Source organism: Polycyclovorans algicola TG408, from assembly GCF_000711245.1.
In the GTDB taxonomy this organism is placed as follows: domain Bacteria; phylum Pseudomonadota; class Gammaproteobacteria; order Nevskiales; family Nevskiaceae; genus Polycyclovorans; species Polycyclovorans algicola.
In genome coordinates this window covers 1,364,287-1,381,712 of the sequence record NZ_JOMH01000001.1, presented here as the reverse complement: position 1 = coordinate 1,381,712, position 17,426 = coordinate 1,364,287, and the positions used below count along the sequence as shown (strand labels likewise).

Sequence of the window (17,426 nt, the reverse complement as noted above, 5' to 3'; positions counted from 1 at the left end):
TTCAATCTCCTTGATCGGCAGGGTGCCGGTCAGTGACAGATGGGTTGGGGGCCGCTCAGGCTGCAATGGGATGGGCACGGTCGCGGGCGGCGGGATAACCCAGCGCCTCGCGGTACTTGGCCACCGTGCGGCGCGCCAGGCGGATGCCACGTTGGGCAAGGGCATCGGTCAGTGCCGCGTCATCGAGCGGATGATCGGCGGCTTCACCGGCGATCAGCCGCTTGACCAGCGCGCGGGCGGCGACGCCGGCGACGCTGTCTTCGCCAGCGGCCTGGCTGAAGAAGGCTCGCAACTCCAGCGTCTGTCCCGGCAGGGCGACATATTTTCCGTTGACCGCGCGGCAGACGGTGGACTCATGCACGCCGACCACGTCGGCAATTTCCTTGAGCGCCAGCGGGCGGCAGCCTTCGAGACCGTGGCTGAGCACCTTGAACTGGCGTGCCAGCACCGCTTGGGCGACCTTGAGCAGGGTTTCCTGCCGCTGCTGCAGGCTCTTGATCAACCAGCGCGCTTCGGTGAGTTGGTGACGCAGGCTGCTGGCCTCGGTTCCCATGCTGCTGATCATGCGGGCATAGGTGTGGTTGATCTCGAGGTGCGGCGTGGCGTCGCGGGTCAGTTCAACATGCCAGCGGCCCTGGCGGCGCACGACGCGAACGTCGGGACGAATGGCGGTGGCTTCGGTGGCCACCGCGCCGGGTCGGGTCGCCAAGCCGCGCAGCAACCCCATCGCGGCACTGAAAGTGGCCGGGCTGGCCTGCAGGGCACGGCGCAGGCTGTCGAGGTCGCGACGGCCGAGACGCGTCACGCCGTGCTGAACGATGCGCAATGCCAGGGTCTGCGCCTCGTCCACCGGCAGGCAGCGCAACTGCAGCTCCAGCGCTTCGTCCAGCGTGCGGGCGCCGTAGCCGGCCGGGCCCAAATTCTGGATGACCGCCAGCGCCTGTTCGAGCACCACGACGTCAAGGCCATGGCGCCGGGCCAGATCACCCAGCGACAGCGCCAGAAAGCCATCTTCATCAATCGCGGCAAGGACCACGCCGGCGGCGTTGCGGCAGTCTTCGCTCATCGGCTCGATGGCGAGGGCATCGAGCACCTGCATCTGCGGGTCATCGGACTCGGGGGCGGCCAGACGGGCTTCAGCCGACGCGTCCGCAAAGTCGTCGCCGCGTGACAGGCGTGTAAGGGTGGCGTCCCACGGCAGTTCGACAGCCCCCTCAGCCGTGTGGGTGACCGCGTCCATGTCGAGGATGTCGTCATCTGCATCGGTGTCGAGGTCAAGTGCGGGCTCGGCCTCCAACATCACGTTGTGCGCCAACCAACCCTGGACCGTCTCGTGCAGGCCGGCTTGGTCGATCTGCAGCAGTTGGCTCTGCTGAATACGGGCGGCGTAGCTTTTTTGTTGGAGGTGACCGCTGAGACTGGCGTGCATGCTGGGCTCCTGAGATGCGGGAAAAACCGGCGTTGGATTTCCGACGCACCGCCAGATTGCCCGAGGAAAAAGTCGCTGCCAACGTAGGCATCGGCTTACAGATGTAAGGGGATTCCTGATCGCCAAGTGTCGGAGTCCCGGCGTTTGTCGCGGTCGATGGACCGGCGGCACGAATCCACCCGACCGGCGGTCCGGCCAACACAATTGAGGCGTGGTTCAGGCCAAATTCAGCGCCGCAACCGGGCTGACGAATGGCCACCGGCTTGGGTCCGGCTGCAGGGCAGGCGGACCCGCGATAGGCTTGCGGCCCTCTCCGAACTGGTTACAAGCGCATGGTCGCCCCCGCCCAGCCCCTGATGCACGGCATCACCCGCCTTGACACCCTGCAAAGCCGCGCCGGCATGGCCGCGTGCTACGCCATCGTTCGCAACGGCGAGGTTGCGTTTGTCGAAGCCGGCACCAGTCCGGGCGTGCCGGCGCTGCTGGCGTGGCTTGAAAGTGAAGGCCTGTCGGTCGAGCAGGTGCGCTACGTGATGCCCACCCACGTGCACCTCGACCATGCGGGCGGCGCCGGGCTGCTGATGCGCGCCTGCCCGAACGCGCGACTGGTGGTCCACCCGCGCGGGGCGCGACACATGATCGACCCCACCGCGCTGATTGCCGGCGCCACGGCGGTCTATGGGCCCGAGATGGTCAAGGCCGAATACGGCGAGATCGCACCGATTGCCGCCGACCGCGTCGACAGCGCCGAAGACGGCAGCCGCTGGGCATTGGGGGACACGCAACTGCAGATTCTCGATGCGCCCGGCCATGCCAAACACCATTACTGCGTGTACGACGCCACCAGCCAGGGTCTGTTCACCGGCGACGTGTTCGGCCTGTCGTATCGCGAGTTCGACACGGCGAAGGGCCCTTTCCTGATCCCCACCACCACGCCGGTGCAGTTTGATCCCGATGCGTGGCATGACACCCTCGACCGGCTGCTGGCCACGGGTGCAGAGCGCGCTTTCCTGACCCATTTCGGGGTCGTCGAGGGCCTGCCGGCGCTGGCCGCGACGCTGCGTCGGGGGATTGAAGATTACGTGCAACTGGCCCGCGCCGCACCGGATGGCGAGGGTCGTCACGAAGCGCTGCGCAACAGCGTCGCCGCCCTCGCCCACCGGCAATTACGCGCCCACGGCGTGACATTGGACGACGCGCGCATCGAGCATATTCTGGGCCTGGACTTCGACCTGAATGCACAGGGCTTGGGTGTGTGGCTCGACAAGGTCGGTTAACGGACTCCGGACCCGCGCTTGACGCTACCTGAGCGGCGCTCACACTATCGCGGCCATGACAGCATCCTTCCGACCATGAACCAACCGACCGTGACGTCCGGCTTTCTCGGCGGCCTCGCACGCCGACTGGTGGCCGATGGCCTGCTGGCCGACACCCAGGCTCGCGAGCTGCAGGGCAAGGCGCTGAAAGAGCAGCGGCCGTTTGTCGCGGTGGTGGTCGAGTCAACGCCGCTCTCGGCCCGCGATGTGGCGCACGTCGCCAGTCAGGAATTTGGCATGCCGCTGCTCGATCTGTCGGTGATCGACATCGATCTGGCACTGATTCACGGACTCAGCGAGAAGGTGCTGAAGAAGGCTCACGCGGTGCCCATCTATGCCAGGGGCAAGAAGATTTTTGTCGCGGTCAGCGACCCGCTGAACCTGCAGGCGCTCGAAGAAATCAAATTTGCCTCGGGCAGCCAGGCCGAGCCGGTGCTGGTTGAAGAAGACAAGCTCACCAAGTCACTGGAAAGCGCGCTGCGGGTGCTGGCCCAGGCCGACATGTCGGGCGGCGACACCGACCTCGAGAACCTGGAGCTCGCCGACACCGACCCCGAAGGCTCGGGCAACGATGTCGGCAAGGACGGCGCCGACGATGCGCCCATCGTGCGCTACATCAACAAGGTGCTGGTTGACGCCATCAACCAGGGGGCCTCGGACGTGCACTTCGAGCCCTACGAAAAGACCTACCGCATCCGTTACCGGCGCGATGGTGAGTTGAAAACCATCGCCCAGCCGCCGGTCGGTCAGGGCATTCGCCTGGCCGCGCGCCTCAAAGTGATGAGCCGCATGGACCTGGCTGAAAAGCGCGTGCCGCAGGACGGCCGTATCAAGCTCAACCTGTCGCGCACCAAGGCCATCGACTTTCGAGTGTCGACCTGCCCGACGCTGTTCGGCGAGAAAATCTGCGCGCGTATTCTCGACCCCTCCCAGGCGCAACTGGGCATCGACGCATTGGGCTACGAGCCTGAGCAGAAAGCGGCCTACATGAAGGCCCTGAACCAGCCGCAGGGCATGATTCTGGTCACCGGGCCGACCGGCTCGGGCAAGACCGTCTCGCTCTACACCGGCCTGAACATTCTCAACACCGAAGACATCAATATCTCCACCGCGGAGGATCCGGCCGAAATCAACCTGCCCGGGGTCAACCAGGTCAACGTCAATCCCAAACAGGGGCTGACGTTTGCCGCCGCGCTGAAGGCCTTCCTGCGTCAAGATCCCGACGTGATCATGGTCGGCGAAATTCGCGATCTGGAAACCGCCGAGATCGCCATCAAGGCCGCACAGACCGGTCACCTGGTGCTCTCGACCTTGCACACCAACGACGCGCCGCAGACCATCGTCCGCCTGATGAACATGGGGGTGCCGGCTTACAACATCGCTTCGACCCTGTCGCTGGTGATCGCGCAGCGGCTGGCCCGCAAGTTGTGCAAGGTATGCAAGCGACCGGCACAGATTCCACGACCGGAGTTGCTGCGCCAGGGCTTTACCGAGGCCGAACTCGACGACCCCGACACGCTCATCATGGAAGCCGTCGGCTGTGATCAGTGCGAGAACAGTGGCTACAAGGGACGCACCGGCATCTATCAGGTAATGCCGTTTTCTGACGCCATGGGGCGCATCATCATGGACGATGGCAACGTGCGCGATATTCAGGATCGGGCACAGACCGAAGGGGTCGCCAACCTCCGTCAGTCGGCCCTGCGCAAGGTTCGGTCGGGCGCCATCGACCTGTTGCAGGCCAACGCCTGTACCGTTGGCGATTGATGAGAGCTCCGGCAAAAATTGTTGCGCGGGTCACTCCACGCGCCAGCGGCGCTTAAACCGAGCCTTTCTCGCAAAACTTTCAGGGCGTCTCACCCTCGTCACTCCGGATCAATCTGAATGGCCACGACCACCGCCAAGGCGCCCAAGGAATTTCCCTTCAAGTGGGAGGGCCTGGACCGTAAGGGCAACCGCATCAAGGGGCAGTCGTCCGGCCCCACTGCGGACTTCATCAAGCTCAGCCTGCGCAAGCAGGGCATCAACCCCATTGCGGTGCGCAAGGCCTCGACCCTGTTCGCCAAGGGCAAGGGCAAGGTCGACGCCCTCGACATTGCCGTGTTCAGCCGCCAAATCTCGACCATGCTCGCGGCCGGGGTGCCGCTGGTGCAGTCGCTGGAGATCATCGGCCGCGGGCACGACAAGCCGGCCATGGGCGAGATGGTGCTGGGCATCAAAACCTACATTGAGGGCGGCGCGTCGTTCTCGGAAGCGCTGGGCAAGTACCCGCTGTACTTTGACGAGCTGTACGTGAACCTGGTCGATGCTGGCGAAAAATCGGGCGCGCTGGAAACGCTGCTCGAAAAAATCGCCACCTACAAGGAAAAGACCGAGGCGCTGAAGAAAAAGGTCAAGAAGGCCATGACCTACCCCATCGCCGTGCTGGTGGTCGCCGTGATTGTCACCGGCATCCTGTTGTACTTCGTGGTGCCGCAGTTTCAGGACCTGTTCCAGGGCTTCGGCGCCGACCTGCCGGCCTTCACCCAGTTCGTGATCAACCTGTCGAAGTGGATGCAGGCCAACGGCCTGTTCATGCTGATGGCCATTGCCGCGTTCATCGTCGGTTTCATTGCGCTCAAAAAGCGCTCGGCCAAGTTCAGGCGTGGACTGGACCGGGTGTCGCTGAAGATTCCGGTGGTGGGCGACATCCTCTACAAGTCCGCCGTGGCCCGTTACGCGCGCACGCTGTCAACGATGTTCGCCGCCGGGGTGCCGCTGGTCGAGGCAATGGATTCAGTGGCCAAAGCGGCGGGCAATATCGTTTTCACTGAAGCGATTTTCACCATGCGTGACCAAGTGGCGACCGGTACGCAACTGCAGCTGACCATGGCGCAGTCGGGCATGTTTCCCAACATGGCGACGCAGATGGTTGCCATCGGCGAAGAATCGGGGTCGCTGGACGCGATGTGCGCCAAGGTCGCCGACTTTTACGAGGCCGAGGTCGACAACCTGGTCGACAGCCTCACGGCGTTGATGGAGCCCTTCATCATGTCGGTGCTGGGCGTGTTGGTCGGTGGGCTGGTGGTCGCGATGTACCTGCCGATCTTCAAAATGGGTCAGGCCATCTGAATGCTGCAGCCGATGATCGACCTGCTGGCCGGCAGCGCCGCGCTGCTCATCGCGCTGACCCTGCTGCTGGGCCTGGCAGTGGGCAGCTTTCTCAACGTTGTCAGCCTGCGCCTGCCCGACATGATGGCGCGCGACTGGCGCATTGAGGCACGGCAGATTCTTGAGCTGCCGGCGGCGGACGAACCCCGCCTCACCCTGAGCCATCCGCCTTCGACCTGCCCGGCCTGCAGCACGCCCATTGCCAAGCGATTCAACCTGCCGGTGCTCGGCTGGTGCTGGTTGCGCGGCAAGGCGGCCTGCTGTGGCGCGCGCATCTCGTTGCAGTATCCGGCGGTGGAGCTGACCTGCGGGCTGCTCAGCGCCGCCTGTGCGTGGCACTTCGGCTTCGGCATTGAGCTGGCGCTGGCGCTGGCGCTGACCTGGACCTTGCTGGTGTTGGCCGTCATTGACGCCCGCACGACCCTGTTGCCCGACAGCATCACCTTGCCTCTGATCTGGGCCGGGCTGCTGGCCGCGCTGCTCGGCTGGAGCGGTTTGCCGCTTTCCGATGCCGTGATCGGCGCCGTGGCCGGCTACCTGAGTCTGTGGAGCGTGTATTGGGCGTTCAAGCTGGTCACCGGCAAGGAGGGCATGGGCTACGGCGACTTCAAGCTGTTTGCCGCGCTGGGGGCGTGGCTGGGCTGGTCACAACTGCCGCTGATCATTCTGTTGGCCTCGGGGGTGGGCGCGGTGGTCGGCATTGGTCTGATGCTGGCCCAACGGGCCGGACGCGACCTGCAACTGCCGTTTGGCCCGTATCTGGCGGCGGCCGGCTGGATCGCCCTGTTGTGGGGCGAGGCGATTGCCCGCACCTACCTGCAGAGCGTCGGACTGTGAGTCGAAAGATGCCCCCCATCGTCGGCCTGACCGGCGGCATTGCCAGCGGCAAGTCGACGGCGGAGGACGCCTTTCGCGCGCTGGGCGTTCCGGTGCTCGATGCCGACCAGGTGGCGCGTGACGTGGTCGCCCCGGGCAGCGCCGGACTGGCGGCCATCATCGACACCTTTGGCGCCGAGTTTCTGACAGCCGAAGGCCAGCTCGACCGGCGACGGATGCGCGAGCGCGTGTTCGCCGACGCGGCCGAGCGCAAGCGGCTCGAAGCGCTGACCCACCCGCTGATCGGCGAGGCGATGGACCAGTGGTGCCGGGCACAGGCTGACGCCCCCTACGCGGTGCTGTCCATCGCCATCCTGCTGGAGAGCCGCTTTCGCGAGCGGGTCGACTTCATCCTTGTCGTCGATGTGGCCGAAGCCGTGCAGATCGAGCGCCTGCGCGCCCGAGACGGGATTGATGACGCCCTCGCGCGGCAGATGCTCGGGGCCCAGACCCGCCGCGAAGCGCGTCGCGCGGCGGCTGACGGTCTGATCGAAAACGACGGTAGCGTCGAGAGCCTGCGCGCCAAGGTGGCCGCGTGGCATCAGCATTTTCTGACGCAGTGGCGGACTGATGGCGCCGTTTGAAATGCTACGGGGGAGTGGTCACAATCCGGAGCCGGTCGCAACCAGGTCCGCTGTGTCGAGTTCAGACGATTTCGTCATCTTCGAGCAACCGCTCACCGAGCGCGTGCGCATCTTCCTGCGGCTCGAGTTCCTGTTGGCGCAACGCCGCCATCACCGCCGTGACGAAACCGAGTTTGGTGTGCGCAGCACCCTGCATGTACTGCTCGACCTGTTGGCAGTGATGTCACGCTCGGACTTGAAAACCGACCTGCTCAAGGAACTCGTCGAACAACAGGCCACCCTCAACCGCTTGGCCAAACGCCCGGGCGTTGATCAGGACACCCTGGTTGCGACGCTGGACGACATCAATGAGGCGATCCGCGGCCTGCAGGGACTCGCCAACCATTTCGCCAGCAATCTGCTGCGCGAGAGTGACTTTCTGACCACGGTGGCCAACCGCTACGCAATGCCGGGCGGCACCTGCGGTTTCGATCTGCCGACCCTGCATTTCTGGTTGTCGCAACCCCGCCACCTGCAAGAGCGGGACCTCGACACCTGGGCCAGCGACATGATTCCGTTCGAACGCGCCATCGGCCTGTACCTGCGGCTGTTGCGCAAAAGTCGCGAGGCCGAGCCGGTCACCGCCATTCGCGGCATGCATATCCACATGCCCGGCGGGGCCTGCCACTTGCTGCGCGCGCACGTGCCGCGATCCATCGCGACCTTCCCCGAGATCAGTGCCAGCCGCCATCGCTTCAGCATTCGCTTCATGACGGTCGCCTCGGTGCATGATCGCGCCCAGCAACTGAGCATTGATGTGCCATTCATGATGCAGTGCTGCACCCTGTGAGCGACGCCCCACCCGTGCCCCGGCTCGGCCGCTGCCCGCATTGCGGCGCGTCCAGCCGTCTCGATCCACAGAACGCGTGGCGCCCGTTTTGCAGTGAGCGCTGCAAGCTGATCGACCTCGGCGACTGGTTCGAGGAGCGTCACCAGGTCATCGAACCGCTGCCCGGCGACCCCTTCGACCCTGCGCCCTGAGGGGCACGCGTAACCGGCTTCAGTGCCAGTCCCAGCCACCGATTGCCGCGATGCCGTGGGCCCCATGCACCTGCGCCATCGCTAACGCACCGGGCTCCAATCCGCCAATGGCGTAAGTCCGAAGGCCAGCGCCTAGGGCCAGCGCTGACCATGCGGGCCAACCCAGCGGCTGACGCTTGGGATGCGTCGCGCTGCTGGCCACCTGCCCCAGCACCAGCGCGTCCGCCCCCCACTCGCGGGCGCTGCGTATCCCTGCGGCATCGTGCACGGACGCCAGGCAGCGACGCGGCCAGTCAGCGCCTCGGGCCTGACGACGCCAGCACGCCTCACTGGCATGGAACATCGCGCCCAGCGCGGCGGCGTGCGACGGATCGCGGTCGAGCACCGGCTGAAACCCTTCGGCACGCTGCCGGGCCACCCAGTGGCTGGCGGCCTCGGCGTAGGCCAGGTCGGACCATTGCGGCTGGCGCAGACGGATCAGGCTGCCCACCGGCAAATTCGACGGTTGGGGCGGCGGCGTTCCCGTTGCGACGGCGGGGGTGATGGCGTAAGCCGCCGGCCAGCACAGCGCATCGAGGATGGGTGCGACGCTGGGCAGGTGTGGCGTCAGTTCGAGCAGGCGTTCGGGCCGCGCCCACGCCAGCGCCTGCCCTTCGCGGCCACTCGGCGTGCCGGTGTAAACCCGTACCCAGGCCGTCGCCAACCGCACGCGGCGGTCGGTATACGGCTGGATGAAGTCGATCAGTGGCGTGCTGGCGTGCACGCGAATGCCCAGCTCCTCATCGAGCTCGCGTACCAGCGCGTCGTGCGCTGATTCGCCGCCTTCGATTTTGCCGCCGGGAAATTCCCAGTATCCCGCTGCGATCTTTCCCGCCGGACGCTGTGCCATGAGCGCCTCGCCTGCCGGGTTCAGCACCACGCCGCAGGCCACTTCGATCAGCGGCCGCGCGTCCACCACGTCATTCATCAGGTGCGGTATTCGGCGTTGATTTTCACGTAGTCGTAGCTGAAGTCGCAGGTCCAGCAGCGTATCGACGCCTCGCCCCGGCCCAGGGACACGCTGATCGTGTACTCGGGCTTGGCCAGCACGGCGGTGCCAGCAGGGTCGGTGTAGTCCGGGTGGGGCTGCCCACCGGCAAGCAGCGGCAGATCATCGAGGCGCAGGTCGACAGTCGCCGGGTCCAGCCCTTCGACGCCCGCCTTGCCAATGGCCATGACCAGCCGCCCCCAGTTGGCGTCACCGGCGAACAGTGCCGTTTTGACCAGCGGCGAATTGGCAATCGACATCGCCACCTGGCGCGCTTCATCGCGGCTGCCCGCACCGTCGACATCAATGGTGACGAAGCGTGTTGCGCCCTCGCCGTCGCGGGCAATCGCCTGGGCCAGGGTTTCGCAAACGTCGAAGATCGCAGCGCGAACCGCATCTGCATCAGCGCTGCCCGCGACAAATGGGGCACCGCCCACGGCGCCGGTGGCGGCGATGACGAAGCTGTCGTTGGTCGAGGTGTCGCTGTCGATGGTGACGCAGTTGAACGAGCGGTCCGCCGCCTCACGGGTCAGCGCCTGGACGTCGCCGGCGTGCATCGGTGCGTCGGTGGCGACCACGGCCAGCAGGGTCGCCATGTTGGGGTAGATCATGCCGACGCCCTTGGCGATGCCGGTGACCGTCACCGCGCCACGCGTGGTTTCAACGCGGCGTGACAGTCCCTTGGCCACGGTGTCGGTGGTCATGATCGCCTGGGCGGCAAGACCCCAGTGATCCTGGCTCGCGGCGGCGAGCGCGCGCGGCAGGGCGTCCACCATGCGCGTCACCGGCAGGCGCACACCGATGACCCCGGTCGAGAACGGCCACACCTGAGTTGCCTGACAACCGAGGTGTTCGGCGAGGGCGGCCGTGAGGCATTCGGCATCGGCCCGCCCGCCGTCGCCGGTGGCCGCATTGGCATTGCCGCTGTTGATCAGCAGCGCACGCAGCCCGTCGCCCGTGGCCAACCGATCACGACACAGTTGCACGGGGGCGGCAGCAAACGCGTTGCGGGTGAACACACCGCCCGCGACGGTGCCGGGCGCAAAGCACATCACCAGCAGGTCGTCACGTCCAGCCTTCTTGATGGCCGCCGAGGCGACGCCCAGGGTTACGCCGGCAACCGGCATCAGATCAACTGGGGCAGACAGGTTCACGGCCATGGCACACGCGGCAGGGCAATCGGGCGGCGAGCTTACCGAAGCGCGCCAGCCTTGCCTACAGCTGCGCCTGCGCGGTCAAAGTTGGCCGTGACACTGCTTGTATTTCTTGCCGCTGCCGCAGGGGCAGGGATCGTTGCGGCCGACCTTGGGCATGTCGCGCATCACCGTTGCAGGCTTGACCGGCGGTGACGCGGCACGCGACGTGTTGAGGCTGCGGCCTGACGCTGGGGCCGGTGGCGCAGCGGGGGGGGCCTGGGCATCGGGTAGAGGGTTGCTCGGTAACGATGTGGCCTCGGCATGCTGCGCCTGCATGCGATTGGCCATCGCCTCGCTGGCACGGCGGCGCTCGGCCTCGACGGCCTCAACTTCGGCTTCGGTCTGAATGCGGACCCGTGCCAGCAAGCTGGTGACTTCGAACTTGAAGCGCGCCAGCAGCTCGCTGAACATGCCGAAGGCTTCGCGCTTGTATTCCTGCTTGGGGTCTTTCTGCGCGTAGCCACGCAGGTGAATGCCGAGGCGCAGATAGTCCATGGCCGCAAGGTGTTCGCGCCAAAACTGGTCGAGTGTCTGCAGCATGATGGCCTTCTCGAAATGCTCCAGCACCGAGTCGCCCACCGAGGCCTTCTTGGCCTGATAGGCCTCCGCCACCAGCGTCAACAACTTCTTGCGCAACTTCGATTCGTTGAGGCTGTCGTCCTCATCCAGCCAGCGCTGGATTGGCAGGTCCAGCGCCAGGTCTCGCTTCACGGTTTCTTCGAGTCCGGCCACGTTCCACATCGACTCCACCGACTGCGGCGGGATGTAGGCATCGACCAGTGCCGTGATCACGTCGGGGCGGATCGATTCGACCAGCCCGGTGACCTTGTCGGCGCCCATCAGTTGATCGCGCAACTCGTAGACCACCTTGCGCTGGTCGTTGGCGACGTTGTCGTATTCGAGCAGGTTCTTGCGCATGTCGAAGTTGTGACTTTCGACCTTGCGCTGCGCGGTTTCGATGGCGCGCGTCACCCAGCGATGCTCGATGGCCTCGCCCGGCTCCAGGCCCAGGTTCTTCAGCATCGCGCGCATTCGCGGCGGCGTGAAGATGCGCATCAAGGTGTCGTCCAGCGACAGATAGAACCGGGTTTCGCCGGGGTCACCCTGGCGTCCGGAACGACCGCGAAGCTGATTGTCGATGCGGCGTGATTCGTGGCGCTCGGAGCCCACCACCAACAGACCGCCGGAGGCAATCACCGCATCATGCCGCTGCTGCCAATCCGTTTTGGCTTGTTGGCGCCCGGCAAGGTCGTCTTCGGCCAGTTTGGCCAGCTCCGATTCGAGCGCGCCACCGAGCACGATGTCGGTGCCACGACCGGCCATGTTGGTGGCGATGGTCACGGCGCCGGGGCGACCGGCCTGGGCGATGATCTCGGCCTCACGTTCGTGCTGCTTGGCGTTGAGCACCTCGTGAGCGATGCCGCGCTCGACCAACATCCTGGCGAGCAGTTCGGAGCTTTCGATGCTGGCGGTCCCCACCAGCACCGGCTGGGCCTTGGCGTTGGCCTCGACGATGTCCTTGATAACCGCGCCGAACTTGTCGTCGGCATTCATGAACACCTGATCGCCGCGATCAAGCCGCTTCATGGGCTTGTTGGTCGGCACCACCACGACTTCGAGGCCGTAAATGCTCTGGAACTCGAAGGCTTCGGTGTCGGCCGTGCCGGTCATGCCGGCGAGCTTTTTGTAAAGCCGGAAATAGTTCTGAAAGGTGATGCTGGCGAGCGTCTGGTTTTCCTGCTGAACCGGAACGCCTTCCTTGGCCTCGACGGCCTGGTGCAGGCCGTCCGACCAGCGCCGACCGGCCATCATGCGGCCGGTGAACTCGTCAATGATCACCACCTGGCCGTTGCGGACGATGTATTCCACGTCCCGCCGGTAAAGGTGGTGGGCGCGGAGCAGTGCATTGAGGTGGTGAACGAGCACGATGTTGGCGGCGTCGTAAAGCGCATCGTCTTCTGCGAGGAGGCCACTTTGTCGAAGGATGTCTTCGACGTGCTCCATACCCGCCTCGGACAGGTGGACTTGGCGGGATTTTTCATCGGCCCAGAAGTCGCCTTCGCCTTCTTCCTCGGTCTGGCGAACCAACTGGGGAATCACCGCGTTGAGCTTGCCCCACAGGGCCGGGTCGTCGTCGGTCGGGCCGCTGATGATCAGCGGCGTACGGGCTTCGTCGATGAGGATCGAGTCGACTTCATCGACGATGGCGAAGTGCTGTCCCCGCTGCGCCTTGTCCTTGAGCGAGAACGCCATGTTGTCGCGCAAATAATCGAAACCGAATTCGTTGTTGGTGCCGTAGGTGATGTCGGCCGCGTAAGCGGCACGCTTCTCGTCCTGGGTCTGGCCCGCCACAACCACGCCGACGCTCATGCCGAGGAAGTTGTAGAGGCGCCCCATCCACTCGGCATCGCGGCGCGCGAGGTAGTCGTTCACGGTGACCACATGCACGCCCTTGCCGCTGAGCGCGTTGAGGTACACCGGCAAGGTCGCCATGAGGGTTTTACCTTCGCCGGTCTTCATCTCGGCGATCTTGCCCTGGTGCAGCACCGTGCCGCCGACGATTTGCACGTCGAAGTGGCGCATGCCCAGCACCCGGCGCGCGGCTTCACGCACCGTGGCGAAGGCCTCGGCCTGAAGTTGGTCCAAGGTCGCACCGGCGGCAAGCCGTGCCTTGAGGTCGCCGGTGCGGGCCTGCAATGCCTCGTCGCTCAGCGCCTTCAGACCGTCCTCGAAGCTCGCCGCCGCCTTGACACCGGAGGCCATGCGCTTGACCACGCGCTGATTACGGCTGCCGAACATCCGCGCCAACATCTGATTGAACATGCGTCGTGTTTACTCGTCAGGTCGGAGCGCGGCCCGCTGGCTCGCGCAATAACGGCGCGTAGTATGCCGCACGCTGTCCGGCACCGGGCTTTGAGGCCGCTAGGCCGCGCCGTGACCCGTGCCTTATCGGGCAGCCTGAATGTAGCGCTGCGGGTCCACCACCCGACCGTTGTAGAACACCTCGAAATGCAGGTGCGGGCCGGTGGACCGCCCCGACATGCCGACCTTGGCGATCACTTGCCCCTTGGTCACCCGCTCACCCACTTTCACGGTGTTGGCACTGGTGTGGGCATAGCGGGTCACGTAGCCGTTCCCATGGTTGACTTCGACCACACGCCCATAGGCGCCCAGCATCCCCGACATGATCACAATGCCGCTGCCCACCGTATGGATGTCAGTGCCGGTGTTGGCCGCGAAATCGATGCCCTCGTGAATGGTGCGGCGCCCGCTGATGGGGTCGCGGCGATGCCCGAACAGGGACGACACGAAGCCGGTCTTGACCGGACGCCCCTGCGGCTGACTCTCCTTCTGCTGTCGGCTGACCACCAGCAGATCTTCGAGCACGCGCAACTGTCGGGCGCGATCCCGAACCTGCGCCTCGGTCTGACTCAGCGCGCTGCGCAGGTCGGTTGAGGACGGCTCGCCCTGCTGGTCATCGACCAGCAACTCGGGCCCGCCCACCGACGGCGGCGCCTGAAAATTGAACTCGCCGGCGTCGAGACCGGACAGCTCGGCAAGTCGCGTGCCGGCGGCTTCCAGCCGGGTGATCTGCGCCTGCAAAATGCCCAGCCGCCGCGACAGGGCGCGTGCCTCTTCGCCCGATTCACGCTGCAGCTCGGCCAGTCGATCTTCCTGGTCGGCCAGCAGGTTTGACCACTCGGTCAGGGCAGTCAGAGAAATGTCATCCGCCAACTCAGCGCTTCGGACCTGATCCGCATGCAGTGCGCCGATCTTGGCGCCCACCCAGCCGCCCGCCATCACGATAGACAACATCAAAAAGCCGGCGACAATGGCGCCCCACTTCAAGGTCTTGTGTCCCAGCGACAAGGGCCTGACCTGGCCACCGCGCCGATTGACGACAATAATCTCCATGCAATGAGTTCCAGACGCCCAGAAGGCTTTGTTGTAGGCCAGTGGCTCGCGCAGCGACCGAGTCCGGTCTCTACGCTTCTGCATCACGCAGCGCGATATGCAGAAGCCACTAGCAGAATTCATGCCCACTTCGACACCGCTTGGGCTCTGCAACTCCGCGTGATTCGGCAGCGCGGAGACACACTCGTCATCTTTTCCGAAAGCGCCGCCGCCACCATCATGGCGCGCGCCCATCTGACGCAGATCCTGAAAATCGTGACACCATTACTCGACCCGCCGCCACGAAAAGTGACGATGCGTGTTGTTCCGCAGAGTCGCTGACACCTCGTCACCCCGGTGGATGCTTCAGGCAGGCTTCAGCGTTTGTGTGACTTTTACCCAGTGTCAGCATCGGCTGTCAAGCCAACGACGCCAATCGCGCCTGACCGGCTCCGGGTCAGGCTGCGGCCAGCCGCGACACCGGCTCGAAATGCACGGGCGAACCTTGCTCAGTGTCAAAACTGACCCACTCCCACGCTTTGCGGTCGGCGAGCACCGCACGCACGAGCTGATTGTTCAGCGCGTGCCCGGACTTGAACGCACTGTAAGCGCCAATCACGTGGTGACCCAGCAGGTAGAGATCGCCAATGGCGTCGAGAATTTTATGGCGCACGAATTCATCGTCGTAGCGCAGCCCGTCAGGATTGACGACGCGGAAGTCATCCAGTGCGACGACATTGTCGAGGCTGGCGCCGAGACCGAGGTTGTGCGCCCGGAGCTGGTCGAGTTCACGCATGAACCCGAATGTGCGCGCCCTCGCGACCTCACGAATGTACTGGGTGGTCGAAAATTCCACCGACGTGCTCTGCTGCGACGAACGCAGCGCCGGATGCGGAAAGTCGATGGTGAACGCCAGGCGGAAACCGTCGTAAGGCTCGAATCGCGCCCACTTGTCGCCGTCCTGCACGTGTACCGGTTGGCGGATCTTGATGAACCGCTTGGGCACGCCTTGTTCGCGCAGCCCGACGGACTGCAGCAAAAACACGAACGGTGCCGAACTGCCGTCCATGATCGGCACCTCCGGAGATGAAAGCTCAACCAGGCAGTTGTCGACCCCCAGCCCGGCGAGGGCCGACATCAGATGCTCGATGGTCATGACCTTGACGTTGTCTTCGTTGACCAGGGTGCTGCACATGGTCGCCTCGCGCAGCCAGTCGGCACGCGTCGGCACATTGACGGCCGGGGTCAGATCGGTGCGCCGAAAAACGATGCCGCTGTCCGGGGGCGCCGGCAGCAAAGACATGAACACTTTGCGTCCGGAGTGCAGGCCGATACCGGACGCGCGGATGGGTTGTCGAATTGTTCTTTGTTGGGCCATTTGGAAATCGGTCGGGTCTGGCAGACAGCGGGCGCGGAGACTGCCGCGGCCGCTGTGAATCAAGAATTAACTGTAGCTCGAACAGGCCTCAGACCCAAAGCGCGACCGAAAGTGCGGCCGCGGGGTTATCGCTGGCGCCAAAAGAACGGCCACCCTGCGCGCCGCGTGATCGCGGCGCGCAGGGTGGCCGGTTTCAGTCCGCCTGATTCCGCAGGAACGCCGGAATATTGATGATGTTGTCATCCAGCCCGATGGGGAAAGACGAACCACCCCCACCCGCGGCCCGCAGCGCCTGCTTCTGCGGATAGTGATGACGCGGCTCCTGTTCGGCCGGCATTGGCTCCACCGCCGGGCGCAAAAACGGCGCGACCTTGGGGTTGTTCATGGCCGGTGCCGCCTGCGACGCGTGGGTATTTTCGACCTGACGGGGATTGCCAAGGCCGGTGGCGACCACAGTCACCCAAATCTCGCCATTGGAATCCGGGTTGAACGCCATGCCGCACTTGGCGTCGGCTTCATCAGACGCGATGTCGTTGACGCGCTGGTTGATGAATTCCCACTCCTCCATCTCCAGCGATTCGTCGCAGGTCACGTTGACCAACAGGCCACGGGCGCCGGACAGTTCGATATCGTCGAGCAGTGGGCTGGACAACGCCATCTCGACCGCCTTTTGCGCGCGCCCTTCACCACTGGCGCGGCCGATCCCCATCATCGCCATGCCGCGATTGGACATAACGGTCTTGACGTCGGCGAAGTCGACGTTGATGTGTCCGGGCCGGGTAATCAATTCTGAAATGCCCTGCACCGCGTTATTGAGGACATCATTGGCCGCCTTGAAGCAATTCATGACGGTGATCTTTGAACCGAGCACCAGCGAAAGTTTCTCGTTGGGGATCAGCACCAGTGAATCAACGCGCTCGCGCAATTCGTCAATACCTTGCATCGCCACCTTCAGACGCTTGCGATTTTCGTGGGCGAAAGGCTTGGTCACCACCGCAACCGTGAGAATGCCCAACTCTTTGGCAACTTCGGCAATGACCGGGGCGGCGCCGGTGCCGGTGCCGCCACCCATGCCGGCGGTAATGAACAGCAAGTCGGTGCCTTCCAGCATTTCGCGAATGCGATCACGATCTTCTTCGGCCGCCTGACGGCCCACTTCCGGGTTGGAGCCGGCACCCAAGCCGCGCGTCAACTCGAGCCCGAGTTGGATCTGGCTGGTCGGCAAGCATTTCTCCAGGTGATCACGATCAGTATTGGCGCAGATGAATTCCACACCATCAATACCGCCCAGTGCCATCTGATTGACCGTGTTACAGCCGCCTCCACCGACACCGATCACGCGAATGACGGCTTTCCGACTCTGGCCGTCCAGAATTTCGAACATTTCCCGCGATTGATTGCTGCTCATCGTCATCTCCTGCGCCAGAAGCGCTACTCGTGACCGGCCTGAACCGGTTAAAAAATTGGTCAGAACTACTTTCGCTTTCGTGACGTTTGAATTATTTAAACTTTACAAGTTTTAATAATCTTTCATCACACCTGTCAAGTCAATATGT

General features: G+C 64.5%; 14 protein-coding genes. 7 read left to right on the top strand and 7 right to left on the bottom strand.

What is annotated here, in order from left to right; translation table 11 throughout:
* Nucleotides 1–55: 55 nt before the first annotated feature.
* Entirely contained in the window at nucleotides 56–1,429 is a 1,374-nt protein-coding gene (rpoN, locus tag U741_RS0106605; RefSeq protein ID WP_052378562.1) for an RNA polymerase factor sigma-54, read from the bottom strand.
* 332 nt (nucleotides 1,430–1,761) lie between these two features.
* Between rpoN and U741_RS0106600 the strand changes: the two genes are divergently transcribed.
* From U741_RS0106600 to U741_RS0106570, 7 genes are all read left to right on the top strand, one after another.
* Nucleotides 1,762–2,706, top strand: a complete 945-nt coding sequence (locus tag U741_RS0106600) for an MBL fold metallo-hydrolase (protein ID WP_029889691.1) — start codon at nucleotides 1,762–1,764, stop codon at nucleotides 2,704–2,706.
* Nucleotides 2,707–2,781: 75 nt separating this feature from the next.
* Nucleotides 2,782–4,512: a type IV-A pilus assembly ATPase PilB gene (gene pilB / locus U741_RS0106595; RefSeq protein WP_029889690.1), complete on the top strand. Its 1,731-nt coding sequence runs from the start codon at nucleotides 2,782–2,784 to the stop codon at nucleotides 4,510–4,512.
* Between the two features lie 117 nt (nucleotides 4,513–4,629).
* Nucleotides 4,630–5,856: a type II secretion system F family protein gene (locus U741_RS0106590; RefSeq protein ID WP_029889689.1), complete on the top strand. Its 1,227-nt coding sequence runs from the start codon at nucleotides 4,630–4,632 to the stop codon at nucleotides 5,854–5,856.
* A complete protein-coding gene (locus U741_RS0106585; RefSeq protein ID WP_029889688.1) occupies nucleotides 5,857–6,732 on the top strand; it encodes a prepilin peptidase in 876 nt (291 codons plus the stop codon).
* An 8-nt stretch (nucleotides 6,733–6,740) separates the two neighbouring features.
* On the top strand, nucleotides 6,741–7,355 hold the full coding sequence (coaE, locus tag U741_RS0106580; RefSeq protein WP_152551515.1) for a dephospho-CoA kinase: 615 nt from the start codon (nucleotides 6,741–6,743) through the stop codon (nucleotides 7,353–7,355).
* 52 nt (nucleotides 7,356–7,407) lie between these two features.
* Entirely contained in the window at nucleotides 7,408–8,184 is a 777-nt protein-coding gene (gene zapD / locus U741_RS0106575; protein WP_029889686.1) for a cell division protein ZapD, read from the top strand.
* Complete coding sequence (locus U741_RS0106570) at nucleotides 8,181–8,375, top strand: DNA gyrase inhibitor YacG (protein WP_043110216.1); 195 nt, start codon at nucleotides 8,181–8,183, stop codon at nucleotides 8,373–8,375. Before zapD ends, U741_RS0106570 begins: the two co-directional genes overlap by 4 nt.
* A gap of 19 nt (nucleotides 8,376–8,394) precedes the next feature.
* Here U741_RS0106570 and U741_RS0106565 read toward each other — a convergent pair whose 3' ends face one another.
* The 6 genes from U741_RS0106565 to ftsZ form a co-directional block, all read right to left on the bottom strand.
* Nucleotides 8,395–9,342 (bottom strand): Nudix family hydrolase, encoded by a 948-nt coding sequence (locus U741_RS0106565; protein ID WP_052378561.1) that lies wholly within the window; start codon nucleotides 9,340–9,342, stop codon nucleotides 8,395–8,397.
* Nucleotides 9,342–10,562 carry a bifunctional glutamate N-acetyltransferase/amino-acid acetyltransferase ArgJ gene (argJ, locus tag U741_RS0106560; RefSeq protein WP_029889683.1) on the bottom strand — a complete coding sequence of 407 codons (1,221 nt, stop codon included), beginning with the start codon at nucleotides 10,560–10,562 and terminating at the stop codon, nucleotides 9,342–9,344. The genes U741_RS0106565 and argJ overlap by 1 nt, the downstream gene beginning before the upstream one ends.
* Before the next feature lie 75 nt (nucleotides 10,563–10,637).
* A complete protein-coding gene (gene secA / locus U741_RS0106555; protein WP_029889682.1) occupies nucleotides 10,638–13,421 on the bottom strand; it encodes a preprotein translocase subunit SecA in 2,784 nt (927 codons plus the stop codon).
* A 123-nt stretch (nucleotides 13,422–13,544) separates the two neighbouring features.
* Nucleotides 13,545–14,513 carry a M23 family metallopeptidase gene (locus U741_RS0106550; protein WP_029889681.1) on the bottom strand — a complete coding sequence of 323 codons (969 nt, stop codon included), beginning with the start codon at nucleotides 14,511–14,513 and terminating at the stop codon, nucleotides 13,545–13,547.
* Between the two features lie 436 nt (nucleotides 14,514–14,949).
* A complete protein-coding gene (lpxC, locus tag U741_RS0106540; protein WP_029889680.1) occupies nucleotides 14,950–15,870 on the bottom strand; it encodes a UDP-3-O-acyl-N-acetylglucosamine deacetylase in 921 nt (306 codons plus the stop codon).
* A 193-nt stretch (nucleotides 15,871–16,063) separates the two neighbouring features.
* On the bottom strand, nucleotides 16,064–17,278 hold the full coding sequence (gene ftsZ, locus U741_RS0106535; RefSeq protein WP_235200115.1) for a cell division protein FtsZ: 1,215 nt from the start codon (nucleotides 17,276–17,278) through the stop codon (nucleotides 16,064–16,066).
* Nucleotides 17,279–17,426: the final 148 nt, after the last annotated feature.

Excerpts from the sequence above, each read along its gene's own strand:
- rpoN (WP_052378562.1), bottom strand. The coding sequence starts at position 1,429 with ATGCACGCCAGTCTCAGCGGTCACCTCCAACAAAAAAGCTACGCCGCC.
- pilB (WP_029889690.1), top strand. The coding sequence starts at position 2,782 with ATGAACCAACCGACCGTGACGTCCGGCTTTCTCGGCGGCCTCGCACGC.
- U741_RS0106550 (WP_029889681.1), bottom strand. The coding sequence starts at position 14,513 with ATGGAGATTATTGTCGTCAATCGGCGCGGTGGCCAGGTCAGGCCCTTG.
- U741_RS0106600 (WP_029889691.1), top strand. The coding sequence starts at position 1,762 with ATGGTCGCCCCCGCCCAGCCCCTGATGCACGGCATCACCCGCCTTGAC.
- argJ (WP_029889683.1), bottom strand. The coding sequence starts at position 10,562 with ATGGCCGTGAACCTGTCTGCCCCAGTTGATCTGATGCCGGTTGCCGGC.
- secA (WP_029889682.1), bottom strand. The coding sequence starts at position 13,421 with ATGTTCAATCAGATGTTGGCGCGGATGTTCGGCAGCCGTAATCAGCGC.
- lpxC (WP_029889680.1), bottom strand. The coding sequence starts at position 15,870 with ATGGCCCAACAAAGAACAATTCGACAACCCATCCGCGCGTCCGGTATC.
- U741_RS0106585 (WP_029889688.1), top strand. The coding sequence starts at position 5,857 with ATGCTGCAGCCGATGATCGACCTGCTGGCCGGCAGCGCCGCGCTGCTC.
- U741_RS0106590 (WP_029889689.1), top strand. The coding sequence starts at position 4,630 with ATGGCCACGACCACCGCCAAGGCGCCCAAGGAATTTCCCTTCAAGTGG.
- coaE (WP_152551515.1), top strand. The coding sequence starts at position 6,741 with ATGCCCCCCATCGTCGGCCTGACCGGCGGCATTGCCAGCGGCAAGTCG.
- U741_RS0106565 (WP_052378561.1), bottom strand. The coding sequence starts at position 9,342 with ATGAATGACGTGGTGGACGCGCGGCCGCTGATCGAAGTGGCCTGCGGC.
- ftsZ (WP_235200115.1), bottom strand. The coding sequence starts at position 17,278 with ATGAGCAGCAATCAATCGCGGGAAATGTTCGAAATTCTGGACGGCCAG.